The organism is Novosphingobium cyanobacteriorum, assembly GCF_029436685.1.
Lineage (GTDB): Bacteria > Pseudomonadota > Alphaproteobacteria > Sphingomonadales > Sphingomonadaceae > Novosphingobium > Novosphingobium cyanobacteriorum.
In genome coordinates, this window is the sequence record NZ_JAROCY010000007.1 from 48,167 (window position 1) to 61,277 (window position 13,111).

The 13,111-nt window shown below is 66.6% G+C and carries 14 protein-coding genes; 4 read left to right on the plus strand and 10 right to left on the minus strand.

Annotated elements, in window-relative coordinates; translation table 11 throughout:
- Positions 1 to 375: 375 nt before the first annotated feature.
- The 5 genes from POM99_RS08980 to ccmA all read right to left on the minus strand — a co-directional run bounded on the left by POM99_RS08980 (position 376) and on the right by ccmA (position 3,884).
- The gene (locus POM99_RS08980; RefSeq protein ID WP_277276916.1) at positions 376 to 1,059 is read right to left on the minus strand and encodes a Gldg family protein; all 684 of its coding nucleotides are present in this window, start codon (positions 1,057 to 1,059) and stop codon (positions 376 to 378) included.
- A 47-nt stretch (positions 1,060 to 1,106) separates the two neighbouring features.
- Positions 1,107 to 1,481: a hypothetical protein gene (locus POM99_RS08985; protein ID WP_277276918.1), complete on the minus strand. Its 375-nt coding sequence runs from the start codon at positions 1,479 to 1,481 to the stop codon at positions 1,107 to 1,109.
- Between the two features lie 15 nt (positions 1,482 to 1,496).
- Positions 1,497 to 2,489 carry a cysteine synthase A gene (locus POM99_RS08990; RefSeq protein ID WP_277276920.1) on the minus strand — a complete coding sequence of 331 codons (993 nt, stop codon included), beginning with the start codon at positions 2,487 to 2,489 and terminating at the stop codon, positions 1,497 to 1,499.
- Positions 2,490 to 2,622: 133 nt separating this feature from the next.
- Positions 2,623 to 3,297 (minus strand): heme exporter protein CcmB, encoded by a 675-nt coding sequence (gene ccmB / locus POM99_RS08995; protein ID WP_277276922.1) that lies wholly within the window; start codon positions 3,295 to 3,297, stop codon positions 2,623 to 2,625.
- A complete protein-coding gene (ccmA, locus tag POM99_RS09000) occupies positions 3,294 to 3,884 on the minus strand; it encodes a heme ABC exporter ATP-binding protein CcmA (RefSeq protein ID WP_277276924.1) in 591 nt (196 codons plus the stop codon). The genes ccmB and ccmA overlap by 4 nt, the downstream gene beginning before the upstream one ends.
- 11 nt (positions 3,885 to 3,895) lie before the next feature.
- On the opposite strand from ccmA, the gene POM99_RS09005 reads away from it, so the two are divergent.
- Positions 3,896 to 4,249 (plus strand): 4a-hydroxytetrahydrobiopterin dehydratase, encoded by a 354-nt coding sequence (locus POM99_RS09005; protein WP_277277219.1) that lies wholly within the window; start codon positions 3,896 to 3,898, stop codon positions 4,247 to 4,249.
- Positions 4,250 to 4,298: 49 nt separating this feature from the next.
- On the opposite strand, the gene POM99_RS09010 is transcribed toward POM99_RS09005, so the two are convergent.
- Both POM99_RS09010 and POM99_RS09015 read right to left on the minus strand, forming a co-directional pair.
- A complete protein-coding gene (locus POM99_RS09010) occupies positions 4,299 to 5,096 on the minus strand; it encodes an SDR family oxidoreductase (RefSeq protein ID WP_277276926.1) in 798 nt (265 codons plus the stop codon).
- Between the two features lie 67 nt (positions 5,097 to 5,163).
- The gene (locus POM99_RS09015; RefSeq protein WP_277277221.1) at positions 5,164 to 5,781 is read right to left on the minus strand and encodes a DNA-3-methyladenine glycosylase family protein; all 618 of its coding nucleotides are present in this window, start codon (positions 5,779 to 5,781) and stop codon (positions 5,164 to 5,166) included.
- Positions 5,782 to 5,907: 126 nt separating this feature from the next.
- Here POM99_RS09015 and POM99_RS09020 point away from each other — a divergent pair, with 126 nt between their 5' ends.
- From POM99_RS09020 to POM99_RS09030, 3 genes are all read left to right on the plus strand, one after another.
- Positions 5,908 to 6,225, plus strand: a complete 318-nt coding sequence (locus POM99_RS09020) for a 2Fe-2S iron-sulfur cluster-binding protein (protein ID WP_277276928.1) — start codon at positions 5,908 to 5,910, stop codon at positions 6,223 to 6,225.
- Positions 6,226 to 6,436: 211 nt separating this feature from the next.
- A complete protein-coding gene (locus tag POM99_RS09025; RefSeq protein WP_277276931.1) occupies positions 6,437 to 8,815 on the plus strand; it encodes a TonB-dependent receptor in 2,379 nt (792 codons plus the stop codon).
- A 17-nt stretch (positions 8,816 to 8,832) separates the two neighbouring features.
- On the plus strand, positions 8,833 to 10,197 hold the full coding sequence (locus POM99_RS09030; protein WP_277276933.1) for an alkaline phosphatase family protein: 1,365 nt from the start codon (positions 8,833 to 8,835) through the stop codon (positions 10,195 to 10,197).
- A 108-nt stretch (positions 10,198 to 10,305) separates the two neighbouring features.
- Here POM99_RS09030 and argC read toward each other — a convergent pair whose 3' ends face one another.
- From argC to POM99_RS09045, 3 genes are all read right to left on the minus strand, one after another.
- Positions 10,306 to 11,235: an N-acetyl-gamma-glutamyl-phosphate reductase gene (argC, locus tag POM99_RS09035; RefSeq protein WP_277276935.1), complete on the minus strand. Its 930-nt coding sequence runs from the start codon at positions 11,233 to 11,235 to the stop codon at positions 10,306 to 10,308.
- Positions 11,232 to 11,591: an SH3 domain-containing protein gene (locus tag POM99_RS09040; RefSeq protein WP_277276937.1), complete on the minus strand. Its 360-nt coding sequence runs from the start codon at positions 11,589 to 11,591 to the stop codon at positions 11,232 to 11,234. Before POM99_RS09040 ends, argC begins: the two co-directional genes overlap by 4 nt.
- 105 nt (positions 11,592 to 11,696) lie before the next feature.
- Entirely contained in the window at positions 11,697 to 13,079 is a 1,383-nt protein-coding gene (locus POM99_RS09045; protein ID WP_277276939.1) for a leucyl aminopeptidase family protein, read from the minus strand.
- Between the last annotated feature and the right edge of the window lie 32 nt (positions 13,080 to 13,111).

The window sequence follows — 13,111 nt, forward strand, 5'->3', positions numbered from 1 at the left end:
TCGCCACGCGGCGAAAAGCCCTGCCCCCAATAATTTGACGGAATTCCCGTCACCCCTGCACCCCGACCAGCCCCGACACAAATCTCCCGTCCCGGCAGGCGCTATGCGCCGCCGACCATCCCCCGCGGATGCGACATGGAGTTCGTCCCGATGGACAAGTGATAACCCGGGACAGCGCGGGCTACAACGGGAAAATGCGGGAAAACACGTCCAATCGTTGATTCCACGCAGTCTTTTTCGATGAATCGATAACCATCACCGTCGTTGCATGAAATTGCCATCCAAGGAATCCCAAGGATTCCCGCAGGACTCGCCCCGCCTGCCTGCGCAGGCCCCGCTCCGATCCCGTAATTTCCCGTGATTGGCCCTGCCGGTTCAACCGGTGAAGGCGCGGTCCAGCAGGGCCTGCAATTGCAGGGCGGATGGTGCCGGATCATCCACCGGCTCAAGCAGCGCGGCATCGGCCACGATCGTCGCTTTTCCGCGGCCTGCATGGCATTCAGCCACCAGTCCGCCCTGCCCGATCCGGCATTGCGCCACCCCGCCGGGGCGCAGCCGCAACTGGCCGGCAAGGTTCACCGGCACGGCGCTTCCCGCAATTTCCCGCAGGCCGCCCGGCTGGCTCTCGTCAAAGGTCAGTTCCAGCCCCCAGCGCGCCAGGATAGGGGACAGCAGCACCACATCCTGCGGTCGCCGCCGGTCACCGATCGGAAATGCGCTTTCCCAGGTCAGCATCGGATCGGCGAAGACCAGCACCCGCCCGCCGCCCTGCACCCAGGCATCCAGCGCCACGTTCTCGCGCGCGGAAAGGGCGCGCGGCTGCGCCAGCACCAGCAGGCGCAGGCCGCGCAGGTCATCCAGCGTATCCAGTGGCTTCACGCGATAGCGCCGCTCCAGCGCCGCCCTGGCCCAATGCGGCGGCGCTTCGGCAGAAAGCTGTGCGGCCACATCGGGCGCTTCGGCCCACAGGATCGGCAGCGTGGTGAACAGGCCCAGCGCGGGCCGCGCCGCATCGGCACGCGCCGCCTGCCAGCGCAGCACGCCAACCACGATCAGCACCGCAAAGGCGGCAATGGCCGCCAGCCACCAGCGTCGTCTGTGAAAGGTCAGTGGTTCTGCCCGCCCTTGGGCGCAGGCGACGGCGTTGGGGTCTTCGCCCCCACCGGCAGTTCCGGGGCCACGCCCATGTCCACCAGCGGATCGTTGGCCTGCGCCGCGCTGGCGCTTGCCGTCGGCATGGCGGCGGTGGCGTCGATCTGCTGCGCGCGGTCCATGATCACGTTGGCGAGGCTGACCAGCAGCAGCATCCCGGCAAGGCCGAACAGGCCCACCTGCAGCCGGTGCACCGCCTGCGTGCGCAGTTCGCGTGTGTTCGGCGCTTTCAGGTGGACCGGGCCGGCCGGCGCGCTTTCAGCGGGGGCAAACGCCCCCCCGGCAAACCCGCGATTGTCCCGTCCGGGGATCTTGTCGAAGAAACCCATGCCCGGGCTTTTAGCTCATTCCTTCAGCCAGGGGAATACCGGCAAACCTTTGGCCTCAAGCCAGGCCGGATTGTAGAGCGAGGAGAGGTAGCGGAAGCCGGTGTCGCACAGGATCGTCGCCACCCGGCTCCCCTTGCCCAGCTGCTTGGCCAGCGCCACCGCGCCCGCCACGTTGATCCCGCTGGAAAGGCCCAGGCACAGCCCTTCCTCGGCCAGCAGGCGGGTTACCCAATACAGCCCTTCCTCGTCGGAAATGCGGAACTGCGTGTCGATCGGCGCGCCTTCCAGGTTGGCGGTGATGCGGCCCTGCCCGATGCCCTCGGCCACGGAAGACCCTTCCGGCTTCAGCTCGCCATTGGCGTAGTAGTTATACAGCGCGGCCCCGTGGGGATCGGTCAGCGCGATGGTGATGTCGTCGCGGAATTCCTTGAGGCCAAGGCCCGTCCCGGCAATCGTGCCGCCGGTGCCCGCCGCGCAGGTGAAGCCGTCGATCCGCCCCTCCATCTGCGCCCAGATTTCCGGTGCGGTGCTTTCGATATGCGCGCGGCGGTTGGCGATGTTGTCAAACTGGTTGGCCCAGATCGCCCCTTCCGTCTCCTCGGCAATCCGGCGCGAGGTGTGGACGAAGTGCCCCGGATTGCTGAACGGCGCGGCCGGCACCAGCACCAGTTCCGCCCGCAGCGCGCGCAGCGTGTCCATCTTCTCGCGCGATTGCGTTTCCGGCATCACGATCACGGTCTTGTAGCCCAGCGCATTGGCCACCAGCGCAAGGCCGATCCCGGTGTTGCCCGCGGTGCCTTCCACGATCGTCCCGCCCGGCTGCAGCAGGCCCCTGGCCTCGGCATCGCGCACGATCCACAGCGCGGCCCGGTCCTTTACCGAGGCGCCGGGGTTGGCGAATTCGCACTTGCCATAGATTTCGGCCCCGGCGGCCTCGCTCGGTCCCTTCAGCAGGACGAGCGGGGTGTTGCCGATGAGCGAGAGGGTGTCGGGAAGGGAAGTGGTCACGGTCATGGTGCGGGAGGTAAGGTTCCCTTGCGCAATCGGCAACGAAAATGCGCTTTCAAACGGCCTAGACCGGCTCTCAACCGCTCTCAGTCGGTTTCAACCCCGCCTCAGTCGCTCTCAATCTACGCCTTTTTCACTCCCGGCCGGCCCGGATCGCGCCGCCCGCGGCAAAAGGCGCGATCGCCAGCGCGGCAACCGAACTTGCCGCCAGCAGGAACAGACCGCCCTCGCCCCCCGGCTGCAGCGAGCCTGCGCCGAAGATCAGCAGCGGCACCGCCAGCGGAATCGCCAGCAGCCCGCCCAGCGCGGACCCGGCCCGCAGACCCGCCGTCAACGCCGCAATCGTCACCCCGATCGCCGCCAGCCCCGGCGTGCCCAGCAGCAGCCCGATCTCGACAAGGCGCAGTTGCGCGCCATCCAGCGACAGCAATCCGGCGGAAATCGGCGCGGCGAGCATCAGCGGGATGCCGAAGCTGATCCAGTGCGCCACGATCCGCGCCAGCATCAGCGCCTCTTCCGAAAGCCCGCGCAGCGCCCACTGGTCGAAGAACCCGGCCTCGAGATCGGGCTCAACCAGCCGGTCCAGCGGCAGGATCGCGGCGAGCAGCGCGGCGACCCAGATCACCCCCGCCCCGGTCCGCGCCAGCAGCCGCGCATCGGGCCCCACGGCAAAGGGATAGAGCATTGCCACCGCCATGAAGAACAGCAGCGGCAACAGCGCCCCGCCCCGCCCCACGCTGCCTTTCAGCAGCAGGGTCAGGTCCCGGCGGAACACCGCCAGCAGGGCGGGCAGGAAGCGCCCCTTCATGGCAGGTGATCCAGCAGCGACAGCGTGCGCAGGCGCGAAAGGCCCAGCGGCTGGTGCGAGGCGATCACCGCGATCCCGCCCATCGCCCGGTGAGCCTCCACCGCCGCCTGTGCCGCCGCGCCCCAGTGGGTGTCCAGCCCGTTGAGCGGTTCGTCTAGCAGCCAGATCCGCCCGCCGCTCGCCGCCATGCGCGCCAGCCCGGCGCGCTTGCGCTGCCCGGTGGAAAGATAGCGCACCGGCACATCGAGCAGATTTTCGAGGCCGAAATCGGCACGCCCCTCACCCGCCCCGTCGATGCGCTGCCAGAAATCGAGCGCATCCTGCAGCGGCAGGTGCATGTCGAGCGCAGGGCGCTCGTCGGACAGTGCGATCTGCCCGGTGCTTTCGACATGGCCGTGATAGGGGCGCAGCAATCCGCACAGGATGCGGATCAGGCTGGACTTGCCGATGCCGTTGGGCCCGGCCAGGTGCAGTGCATCGCCGGGGGCAAGTTCGAACGACACGCCCTTGAACAGGATGCGATCCCCCCGCCGACAGGCGATGTCATAGGCGGCGAGCCTTGCGCCGTTGTTGAGGCCGGGTTGCATCGTTCACGCCGATAGGGGAAAGCACGGCACCTGCCAAGCAGGCCGCCCGCAAAGGGCAAGACGGAGAGCACGCCATGACCATCGCCCGCCTGACCGACGCCGAACGCGACGCCGCGCTCGCCAGCCTGCCGGGCTGGACCCTGCGCGAAGACGGCCTGGCCATCTGCCGGACCTTCCGCTTCGCCGACTTTGCGCAGGCCTTCGCCTTCATGACCCGCGTCGCCATCGTCGCCGAAAAGGCCGACCACCACCCCGAATGGTTCAACGTCTACAACCGCGTGGAGGTGACGCTGACCACGCATGACGCAGACGGCCTTTCCAAGCGCGACGTGGCGCTGGCGAGGGAGATGGACGGGTTCGCCTAGATCGGTCCTCCCATTTTCACGAAGTGCAAATGGGGAGGATCAGCACAGGCTATCCCATCACCCCCCGGCCCTTCATCTGCTTGCGCAGCATTCCCGGGGCCCAGCGGGAAAAGAAGGCGAGGCGCTGGGCGGTCTTGCCCACGGTGGTGTGGAGTTTCTCGCCGTGGACGGCGGCCCATGCCGCGTCCGCGACGGTGCTGGCGGGGGTAATTTCCAGCCCCGCGCCGACGACCTGGCTGCGCACGTCGTGGTTGCTGCCACGGTTGGGCGCATGATCGAGCAGCGGGGTTTCGATGAAGCCGGGCATCAGGTCTCGCACCCGGATGCCGTCTGCCGCCCATTCGCCATCAAGGCTTTCAGTAATGGCGCGCACGCCGAACTTGGTGGCGCAATAGACCGACATGCCGGGTGAGCCATAGAGCCCCGCTGCGCTGGCGGTGTTGAGCAGGCACGCCCCCGGCCCTGCGGCCTTGAGGTAAGGATAGGCCGCCTGCGCGCCGAACAGGACGCCTTTGAGATTGATGTCCAACGTGCGCTCGATCTCGTCGGTGGCAAGATCGGCCAGCGGACCGCCGATGGGAATGCCCGCGTTGTTGAACAGCACATCGATGCGCCCGCCCGAACTTTCCGCAAAGGCAGACAGCGCGGCATCCCAGCCTGCGCGGTCGCGCACGTCCAGCTTCACGAAGAAGCACGTTCCCGCCGGCAGCATCGCGGCGGTCTGCGCCATGCCGGATTCGCTGATATCGCCCAGCCCGACCATCCAGCCCTGCGCGGCGAACTTAACCGCCACGGCCCTGCCAATGCCCGATCCGCCCCCGGTAATGAAAATCGCCTTACGCACCATGCCGTTGCACTCTCCCCAGTTATCGCGGCGATACTTGCACGAATGTAAGCAGAGCGAAAGTACCGGCTTAAAGCGCAGGGTTGTTGTAGCAATGCCAGGTGAAGATCGCCGCCGCGCCCCGGTGTGGGCGCCAGTCTTCGGCCAGCGCGCGCGTGGTTTTCTCGTCGGGCCGCTCCGGCAGGCCAAGCAGCTTGCCCAGCCCCACCTGCACGGCGAGGTCTCCGGCTGGCCAGATATCGGGCCGTCCTTCGGCAAACAGCAGGTAGATTTCCGCCGACCAGCGCCCGATGCCCTTGATGCGGGTGAGTTGGGCGATGGCTTCCTCGTCATCAGCCGGCAGGCGATCCAGATCGAGTTCGCCCGCCGTCACCAGTTCGCACAGCGACCGCGCATAGCCCTGCTTCTGTCGTGAAAGGCCGCAGGCGCGCAGCGAATCGAAATCGGCGGCGAGCAGGTCATGCGCGGGCAGGTCTTCCCCCAGGAGTGCCTCAAGCTTGTTCCACACCGATGCTGCAGCCGAGACGCTGACCTGCTGGCCCACGATGGTGCGCAGCAAGGTGCGATAGCCGGTGGGCCGGATGCGCGGTTCGGGATGGCCGACGCGTGCCACTGCCGCACCGATGGCGGGGTTGCGGGTGGCAATGAAGTCCAGCCCTTCGGCGATCTGCGCGGCGCTGAGCCCCATCGGCGTATCCTTTTTCATCAGATGGGCAATGTGTGGCCAGATATCCTTGCCAAAGACCCATGCAGACGATAGCAGCCGCGCCCAAAGGCGAACAGAGGGGGCCTGCCCCGCAAGGAGACTTGGACAATGCCGAAGCTGATTGTTGTGGACCGTTCGGGTGCAGAAAAGACCGTTGACGCCGATGCCGGTCTGTCGGTGATGGAAGCCATTCGCGACAACGGCTTCGATGAGCTGCTGGCGCTGTGCGGCGGATGCTGCTCGTGCGCAACCTGCCACGTCTATGTCGACCCTGCTTTCGCCGACAAGATCTCGCCGATGAGCGAGGACGAGAGCGACCTGCTCGACAGTTCGGACCACCGCAACGAAACCTCGCGCCTTTCGTGCCAGGTGCAGCTGACCGACGCGCTTGAAGGCCTGCGCGTGACGATCGCGCCGGAAGACTGATTTTCCTGCCCCATCGGGCAAGGTGACAGACAAAAGGCCCGCTTCCTGACGGAAGCGGGCCTTTTTCGTGCGCAAAAGCCTGTGCGCCATTTTTGCAACGCAGCATAACGCGATGAATTGTGACCCTAAGCGTCACAGAAACAACATCATTCTGAAAAACACCCCTCTTAGCAGCCGCCGCATCACCAAGGCTCTATGAGGGAGTTTTACAATGCGCCTTGCCCCCGTGCTGCTGGCATCTGCAGCAGTCCTTTTCGCCCAGCCCGCGTTCGCGCAGGAAATGGCCGCTCCCGCAGCCGACGCGCCCGCTGCTGACGCTTCGGAAATCGTGGTGTTCGGCAATGGCGAGACCCGCCAGGTGCAGGAGCTTTCCAGCGCCGACATCGCCATCCTTGCCGCCGGCTCCAGCCCGCTGAAGGCGATCGAGAAGCTGCCCAGCGTCAACTTCCAGTCGGCCGACCCGTTCGGCACTTATGAATGGTCGACCCGCATCACCATCCGCGGTTTCAACCAGAACCAGCTCGGCTTCACGCTTGACGGCATTCCGCTGGGCGACATGAGCTATGGCAACTACAACGGCCTGCACATCAGCCGCGCCATCATCTCCGAGAACGTCGGTTCCACGCTGGTCTCGCAGGGTTCGGGCTCGATCGACACGCAATCGACCAACAACCTTGGCGGCACGCTGCAGTTCAGCAGCATGGACCCGGCATCGATGCTGACCGACGGCCACTATGCGCTGGACGTGAACGGCACCGCCGGTTCCAACAACACCTATCGCGGCTTCGCCCGCTTCGCCATTGGTGACGCCAATGCCGCACGCCTGATGGTCTCGGGCGTCTATGGAACCACCGACAAGTGGAAGGGCGATGGCAGGCAGCGCCAGTGGGCGGTGAACGCCAAGGGCGTGGTGCCGATCGGCGATGCACAGCTCGAAGGCTTCTTCAGCCATTCGGACCGCGCCGAGCAGGACTACCAGGACCTCAGCCTCGAGATGATCAACCGTCTCGGCTATGACTGGGACAACTTCGGTCCTTCAGGCTATGCCACCGCGATCAACGTGGCGGACATCGCCAACAACCGCGACTTCGTGAACAACACCACCGGCCTTCCCGGCCCGGATGGACTGGGTGACGAGACGTTCCTGCCGCCGAGCAACCCGGCAGCCGGCACCGTCTTCCCCGGCAAGATCGCCTCGGTCAACGATTCCTACTATGACGCATCGGGTCTGCGTCGCGACAACCTCGCTTCGATCGGCCTGACTGCGCCGATCGGCAGCGCGGTGACCTTCAAGGTCAAGACCTACCTGCACACCAACCGGGGCCAGGGCACATGGGGTACGCCATTCGTGGGCAGCCCCAATGGCGTGCCGATGGCCGTCCGCACCACCGAATACGACATCAATCGCAAGGGCGTGTTCGGCAGCCTGAGCGCCGATGTCGCCTTCAACAAGCTGACCATCGGTGCGTGGTATGAAAACAACGACCTGAACCAGGCACGCCGCTTCTACGCCTATCAGAGCCGCACCAATGCAGGGCGGGATCACCTGAAGTTCATGAAGAACCCGTTCTTCACGCAGTGGGACATCGACCTGAACACCAAGACCTTCCAGTACTATGTGGAAGACGAGATCAAGCTGGGCGACGCCACGCTGAACCTCGGCTGGAAGGGCTTCAAGGTTACCAACCATGCCCGCGCCAACGTGGTCGGCGGCCGCACCCAGGGCGACCTGTCCACCAAGGACTGGTTCCAGCCGCACGTGGGCGTGAACTACAAGTTCATGGGCGGGCTGGAAGCGTTCGCCGGCTTCACCTCGGTGACGCGCGCCTTTGCTTCGGCCACCACGGCGGGTCCGTTCTCGTCCAGCCAGGCCGGCTTCGACGCGATCAAGCCCTTCCTGAAGCCGGAAAAGTCCGACACCTATGAGGCGGGCCTGCGCTTCACCACTGGCGGCTTCCAGGGCGTGCTTGGCGGCTACTATGTCGACTTCAAGAACCGCCTGCTGACCATCCCGACCTCGATCGGCATCGTCGGTGCGGCCAACGCGTTGCAGAACGTAGGCTCGGTGCGCGCACAGGGCATCGAAGCCAGCGGTGAATACAAGTTCGGCAACGGCCTCTCGGCCTTCGCCTCGTACAGCTACAACGACAACAAGTATCGCGACAACGTGGTGATCCGCGATGGGGCGGGCAACGTGACCGCCACCTTCGCCACGGCGGGCAAGACCGTGGTCGACTCGCCCAGGCACCTCGCCCACGGCGAAATCGCCTATGACAGCGACACGCTGTTCGGTCGCGTGGGCGTGAACTACATGTCGAAGCGCTTCTTCACCTACACGAACGGCTTGAACAACCCGAACGACGGCCTCGGCTTCGTGCCCGGCCGGGCGCTTGTCGATGCCGCCATCGGCTATCGCATGGACATCGGCATGCGCGAAAAGGTGGAGCTGCAGGTGAACGCCACCAACCTGTTCGACAAGAAGTACATCGCCACCATCGGCTCGAACGGCTTCGGCAACGTGGGCGACAACGGGACCTTCCTTGCCGGTGCGCCGCGGCAGGTCTTCGTTACGTTGAAGGCCGGCTTCTGATGCGGCACAATGGAGCGATGAAATCACTGCTCCTCGGGGCCGCCGCGCTGATTGGCGCGGCGGCCTTCGCCGCACCGGCGCAAGCCAAGTCTGAAACGGGTGGCCCGGTGCTGCTCATTTCCATCGACGGGCTGCGCCCCGGCGACGTGCTGGAGGCAGAGAAGCGCGGGCTGAAGCTGCCCAACCTCACCCGCTTCGTGAAGGAAGGCGTCAGCGCCACCGGGGTGGTCGGCGTGCTGCCCACGCTCACCTATCCCAGCCACACCACGCTGATCACCGGCGTTGCCCCGGCGGCGCACGGCATCGTCAACAACCAGACGTTCGATCCCACCCAGATCAACCAGTCAGGCTGGTTCTGGTATGCCGAGGACGAGAAGGCGCGCACCCTGTGGGACGCCGCGCATGACGCCGGGCTGTCCACCGGCAACGTCCACTGGCCTGTCAGCGTGGGCGCGCACAACCTGACATGGAACGTGCCGCAGATCTGGCGCACCGGCCATGCCGACGACGCCAAGCTGATCCGCGCGCTCGCCACGCCGGGGCTGGTGCAGGCGCTGGAGCACGATTGCGGCGGCCCCTATGCCGACGGGATAGACGAGAGCCTGCCCGGCGACCAGAACCGCGCGAAGTTCGCGGTGAAGCTGATCGAGGCGCACAGGCCGGACTTCGTGACCGTGTACCTCGCCGCGCTGGATCACCAGGAACACGCCACCGGGCCCGGCTCGGCCGAGGCCAACCGCACGCTGGAGGCGATCGACGCGCTGGTGGGCGATATGGTCGCCGCCGAGGCGAAGGCGCATCCCGATGCGCTGGTCAGCGTGGTCAGCGACCACGGGTTCGCCCCCGTCGATACGGTGGTGAACCTCTACCGCGCGTTCATCGACGCCGGGCTGGTCACGCTGGACGACAAGGGCAGGATCAAGGCGTGGGATGCGGTGCCCTGGGCCTCAGGCGGGTCGTTCGCGATCATGCTCGCCCGCCCCGACGACGCCGCGCTGAAGGACAAGGTCGGCGCCCTGCTGGCCAGGCTGCAGGCCGATCCCGCCGCGCGCTTTGCCGAAGTGATCGGCAAGGACGCCATCGCCAAGGCAGGGGCCAACCCGCAGGCCACGTTCTATGTGAACCTGAAGCTGGGCGCGGTTGCCGCCCCGTTCATCACCGCCGATACGCCGCTGACCATACCATCGCCCAGCAAGGGGATGCACGGCTATTTCCCCGCCGCGCCGGAGATGCGCAGCACCTTCCTGGCGATGGGACCGGGCGTGGCCAAGGGGCGGAACCTGGGCGAAATCGACATGCGCGCGATCGCCCCCACGCTGGCCAGGGCAATGGGCGGCACCCTGCCCGATGCGCAGGTGCAGGCGCTGGATCTGGCGAAGTAGGGATCGAAGGAGAAAGAATCACAACCCCGTTCGTGTCGAGCGAAGTCGAGACACTGCGAACAGGTGTCTCGACTTCGCTCGACACGAACGGACGTTGAGGGGAAGGAATTAAAGCCGCAGGCCCGCCGTCTCGTCCAGCCCGCTCATCAGGTTCAGGCTCTGCACAGCAGCGCCGCTGGCGCCCTTGCCCAGGTTGTCGAGCACGGCGACCAGACGCGCCTGTTCGCCATCCTTGCTGCCCATCACGTGAAGACGCAGCCCGTCCCACGGTTCCATAGACGCGCGCAGCAGCAGTTCGCCCTCGGCCGGCAGGTCCTGCGCCACGGTGATTACCGGCGATCCTTCATAGAACCGGGTCAGCGCCTCGCGCAGCAGGTCGGGATGCGGCGCGCCGGGGATGATCGACAGCGGCAGCGGCACTTCCACCACCATGCCACGATGCGCGTTGATCACCGCCGGGCTGAACAGCGGCGCGATGGCGAGGTGGGCATAGGCCTGCATTTCCGGCACGTGCTTGTGCCCGAAGATCAGCCCGTATCCGCGCCAGGCGATGTCGCCATCTTCTTCGAACCGCTGGATCAGCGCCTTGCCCCCGCCCGAATAGCCGGAGACTGCGTTGCACGAATAGGGCCAGGCCACCGGCAGCAGGTTGGCCCGCACCAGCGGCGCCAGCAGCGCGATGAACCCGGTGGGATAGCACCCCGGATTGGCCACGCGCTTCGCCTGCGCCACGGCATCGCGGCCGATCACTTCGGGCAGGCCATAAGTCCACCCTTCGGCCACGCGGTGCGCGGTGGAGGCGTCGATCACGCGGGTACGGTCGTTGGCGATCATGCCCACCGCCGCCTTGGCCGCATCATCGGGCAGGCACAGGATCACCACGTCGGCGTCGTTGATCGCCTCGCGCCGCGCCGCATCGTCCTTGCGCCGCGCCTCGTCCAGCGTGATCAGCGCAAATTCGCTGCGCCCGGCCAGCCGCTCGGCGATTTCCAGCCCGGTGGTGCCCACCGCACCGTCGATGAAGACCGTGGTCGTCACAGCACGGTCACCGCATCCAGCGGCACATAGCCGACGAAGCCGTCATCACCTTGCTGGCCCCAGGCCCAGCCGCCCGCCATGTCGAGCACGTTGAACGTCTCGCCCGCCGGCAGCTCGCAGATCGCCTCACCATCGGCGCGGCCCGCCGCGCGCAGCGTGGCCCCGCCGGCGTTGACGGCATGGGGCATCGGCACGGCATAGTGCGGCACGAAGACCTTTCCGGCCAGGGCAATATGCGCCAGATCGCCACGCACCGGGCGGTGCAGCGGATCGAGCTTCACCGAAGGCACGGTCAACGCCAGCTCGCGGCCGGCCAGCGGCTGTTCGATCAGGTCAAGGTCGGTCGCTGCGGTCAAGTCTGTCTGGTCCCCAAGCAGGAAAGCCGCGCGCTTACTGGTATTGGCCCCCACGTTCAAGCGATCCCTTGTCCACGCCGATTACCACGCCCATTCCCCTGCCGATCAGCCAAAGCGCGCCTGCAGCAGCCCCCATGCCGCGCGCAGGCCCAGCGCCTCGCCCCCCTTGGGCCGCCCGGGCTTGCCCACCGGCCGCCAGGCGAAGGTATCGAAGTGCGCCCAATCAAGGCCTTCACCCACGAACCGATCGAGGAACAGGCCCGCCACGCTGGCCCCGGCAAAGCCATTGGCATGGCTGTTGAGAATATCGGCCACGTCGCTTTTCAGGTATTCGCGATAGCCATCGTGAAGCGGCAGCCGCCAGCAGGGATCATCGCGTTCGATCCCGGCGCGCAGCAGGCCTTCGGCCGTGGCATCGCTGCGCGCGAACATGGCCGGCAGGTCAGGCCCCAGCGCCACGCGCGCCGCGCCGGTCAGCGTGGCGAAGTCGATCACCAGCTCCGGCTCCTCCTCGCTCGCGCGGACCAGCGCATCGCCCAGCACCAGCCGCCCTTCGGCATCGGTGTTGGTCACTTCCACGCTCATCCCCTGCCGCGTGCGCAGGATGTCGCCCGGACGCATGGCGTTGCCCGAAACGGCGTTCTCCACCGCGGGGACCAGCAGGTGCAGCCGCACCTTCAGGCCCGCCTGCATCACCAGCCCGGTCAGCGCCAGCGCATGGGCCGCGCCGCCCATGTCCTTCTTCATCAGGGCCATGCCGCTCGAAGGCTTCAGGTCCAGCCCGCCCGAATCGAAGCACACGCCCTTGCCCACAATGGCCACGCGCGGATGCCTGGCATCGCCCCATTCCAGCTCGATCAGGCGGGGCGCGTGATGGCGTGAAGCGGCGCGGCCCACGGCGTGGATCATCGGGTAATCCCGCTCCAGCGCATCGCCCGAAACAACGTGGACCGTGGCGTGGTGCGCCTTGGCCAGCGCGCGCGCCTCTGCCTCCAGCTGGGCCGGGCCCATATCCTCTGCCGGCGTATTGACCAGATCGCGCACCATCATCACCGCCGCCGCCTCGGCCAACGCGGGTTCGATCGCCTTCACGTCCTGCGTCAGGAGGATGCGCGGATCGTTCGGCTTGGGATCCTTGCGATAGCGATCGAACCGGTATTGCGCGGTCAGCCAGCCGTGCATCGCCTTTCCGGCATCGCCCTTCGCCAGGCGATAGGTGCCGCCGGGCAGCACCTCGGCCAGCTTGGCCAGGCACCAGCCGGACAGCGCGCCCGCATCGGCCACCCCGCCCACTGCGAACCAATCATCGCCATCGGGCACGATCGCCGTCTCGAAACCGCCGCCCTCGAACTTCTGCGCCGCTATTGCCGCGCGCTGCCCGCCGTTCAGGCCCTTGAGCCAGTCGGGAAAGGTCGTCTTGTCGACAAGGTGGAGCGGAACGGCCTTCTGGCCACGATCGGGCTGGATCAACGCGTGTCTGTCAGTCATCTTGCCATAACCCTGCCGCAGGGAAGCGGCGG